Source organism: Nostoc sp. FACHB-892 (genome assembly GCF_014698795.1).
In the GTDB taxonomy this organism is placed as follows: Bacteria; Cyanobacteriota; Cyanobacteriia; order Cyanobacteriales; family Nostocaceae; genus Nostoc.
Map to the genome: position 1 here is coordinate 1 of NZ_JACJTR010000135.1, position 3,519 is coordinate 3,519.

Genomic DNA, 3,519 nt, shown 5'->3' on the forward strand with positions numbered 1-3,519 from the left:
TGGCATTTTCGATGGCGATCGCTGCTTGAGTCGATAATAGCTGCAAGACCTGCGATCGCTCTGGTGTAAATACTCCAGCTGCTAACCGATTTTCTAAATACAATACACCGACCAGCTTGGCTTGATTCAGCAGCGGCAAACAGAAAACTGATTGAGGCTGGTTCTGTTGAATGTATGGCTCATTAATAAAAGTACCTTCACGAGTCGCATCATTTAAGGTGACAGGCTTCAGAGTCCGAATCACATATTGAATGATTGATTCTGGCAATCGATCGGCAATTGGAATAGACTGTAACACCTGAGTCGCACAAGCATTTTCATCGGCATTGAGTTCACAAGCCGCTTCAATCAACCATTCTCCTGAGTTTTCTAAAATTAAATATCCGGTTTGTGTGCCAGCATTCTCAATTAAAATTTTCATCAGTGATCGCAGCAATTGCTTCAGTTCAATTTCACGAGAAATTGCCTGTGAAGCTTTCATCACTGCTGCAAAATCGAAAGCGGTATGGAAGGAATTAGAGATAGTTTCAGCAGTAATAGGAACTGATGCGGAAGCGGCTCTAGACGACTGAGAAAAGAACTGTGGATAGCGTTTTTCTAAGTCTTTAACTTTAGCGGTTGCGCCCCAGCGATCATAGCAATAGTGCGCCTCTTTCATATAAGTTTGAGCAATTTTTTCTCGACCTCGCGCTAGATAGTGTTTAGCCGCTAATTCATAAGCTAATGCTTCTTCCTGGATATACTCATTTTCAGCAGCACCTGCGATCGCTCGTTCATAAAGTTCCTCGGCCTCAAGCACCTGACCCAAAACTCGCGCTTTCTCTGCCTCAACTAGATGATATTTGTGCAAATAATTCATTGGCGCATGATATGCCCAGTGCTTCATTTTTTCCTGGCTGACAGCAACTTTTTTGAGAATTTCTGACCGCACTTTAGTACTGCTTTCAGAATAGGTTGCCAGTCTTGCCAAAGAATCATAGAGATAGTACAAAGGCTCAGGGGTTGCGCCAGTTAATCGGATCAAATAAGTTTCTGCTAGGGCTGCGTTTTCAACGGCTTGAGCATATTCAGAAAAAAGGTAGCATAGGAAAAGTTTTTTGGAACGTACACTAAAGATAGCACTTTCATCATTTGCAGTTTTATACTGTGGCAGTTCAATTTCCTCATTGTAGAATTCGCCGACAAGGCGGGTTGAGTCAATCGAACCTCCCATTAAGTTGATGACGACTTGTCGAAGGATTTGATTCCAAGTAAGTGCTGTTTTTTGTTTGATGTGATGGATTGCTTCGCCATAGGTCACCATATCGCGTTCAACCTCTACGAGTTCTTTTCCATTGATGTAGGATTGAGAACAGTAAGTATGAGCACAGTAGGCAGCAGACTCTAAATCTCCAGTTTCTAGCCCAATTTGATAGCCTTCAAGTAATGGCTGCAATACCTCTCTAGTATGTTTTTTCCAGTGAATGATGAAGTTATTGACAATTACCAATGTTCTAGCTTTGAGTGCATGAGTATGAGGCTGTGACAATAGATTTAGAGCAAGCTGTCCAAATTGGTAGCCAGTCTCGATGTTTCCGAACCTTCCACAAAGGATTAACCCAAAGGTGGCATAGGCAAAGGGAGACACAAACGCATTACCATACTGGATCGATAAGTTGACTTGTTTAGCCGCAAGCAGAGGTATTAAATTAGAAGCAGCAATTTGGGCAGCGATCGTAATACTGGATAAGATTCGCATCGCCGCTAACTTGCTCGGTTCAGTCATCTCTGGCAAATCGATCAAGCTCTCAACCTCTTTCTCATTGAAGAGAGCGGCGATCGTATCTAGTTCAAGACGAATATCCGATTGACTGGGTGTTTTAGGGAAATTAATTTCTAGTTGCGGCAACACTTGCAATGCTGTATTGATTGCTTTTAATGGCTGGTTCTGTGCAATATCGGTTTGAATTTTGACTTCGTAAACTTTTACAGTGTCGAGAACCGTTTTAGCTTCTTGCAGGACGATCGCTGCCCAGTATTCTACCTGTTCAAACTCGCCACACAAGTAAGCAACTTCTGTTGTTTCTACATATAACTCTAAGGTCAAGTCATAGTTCGTTTGCCAGCTAGAGTCTTCTAGCCATTGTCTCCCTGTAGCTAAATAGTTTCCTGCCGTACTATAGGCGATCGCCCCTTTTGCTTTCTGACCTGCCAATAGATTCAGTTTGGCAATTTCATCTCGCTCTGCCTGATCACAGACAAGCTCAATTCCATGATTAAGATGATCGACAATCTCAAACAACCGCTCTGATAGCTGTTCTGGTAACGGTTTTTCGAGGAGATTACGACCAATTTGCAGATGAATCAATTGTTTCTGCGATTCATCAATCAAAGCATAAGCCGCTTGTTGTACGCGATCGTGCAGAAACTTATACTCTTGAACTAACAAATCTTCGTCCAATTCAGACAGAGGTTGAATTAATCCCGCTTGTATTACTGCTAGTAGATCCTGGAAAATTGCTTTCGGTGATTTTTCGCAAACGATCGCCAACGTCTCTAAATCAAATTCAGCCCCGACACAAGCCGCGATGGAGAGAACTTGCTGTGTTGCTGACGGCAATTTCTGCAACTGACGCAGCAGTAACTCCACCACATTATCGGTGATATCTTGAGCTTCAATCTCAGTTAAGTTCCACTGCCAACTCAACTGTTGGGCATCAAAGGTTAACAGGTTTTCGCTATGCAGCAGCTTCAAAAATTCACCAACAAAGAAAGGGTTGCCCTCAGTTTTACGCAACACGACTTGGGCTAAGGAACGAACGGTATCAGGATTGCGATGTAATGTCTCAGCCACCAGTTGAGTCAACGGCAAGAGCGTTAAGGGAGCCAGGATGATTTCCTGAAGTACTGCTCCCTGGTTTCGCATGCTCTCTAGTGTTAAGACCAACGGATGCGTTGAGGTCAGTTCGTTATCTCGGTAGGCTCCGATCAAAAACAGATACTGGATTTGCTCATCAAGTAAGATGAGTTCGATTAACTTCAACGTCGCAGAATCGATCCACTGTAGATCGTCTAAGAAAATGACTAGGGGATGCTCTTTTGCACAAAACGCCCGCACAAATCTTTGAAACGTGAGATTGAAGCGATTCTGTGCCTCAGTTGCTCCAACTTCGGGTATAGGCGACTGCTTGCCAATAATTAACTCAACTTCGGGGATGACATCAATGATGATTTGTCCGTTGCTGCCCAGAGCAGTGAGCAGGCGCGATCGCCACTGTTGCACTTGCTCATCCGGTTCCCCCAGAAGTTGCTGCACCAACTTTTGTAGGGCATCCACAATGGCGCTGTAGGGAATATTGCGCCGGAATTGGTCAAATTTACCCGATATAAAATAGCCGTGCTTTGCTGTGATGGGTTTATAGAGTTCTTGCACCAATGCTGTTTTGCCAACGCCAGCGTAACCAGCAACGAGCATGAGTTCGACATTGAATTGAGCATTTTCTATGCCTGACTCTAGTTGACAAATTTCGCCAAACGTCT

Annotated in this window: 1 protein-coding gene; it reads right to left on the reverse strand. The window is 43.7% G+C overall.

Annotated features, from left to right (window positions below; translation table 11 throughout):
- Window positions 1-3,519 (reverse strand): AAA family ATPase (locus H6G96_RS40405; RefSeq protein WP_190920246.1); only part of this gene is annotated, 3,519 nt, incomplete at both ends.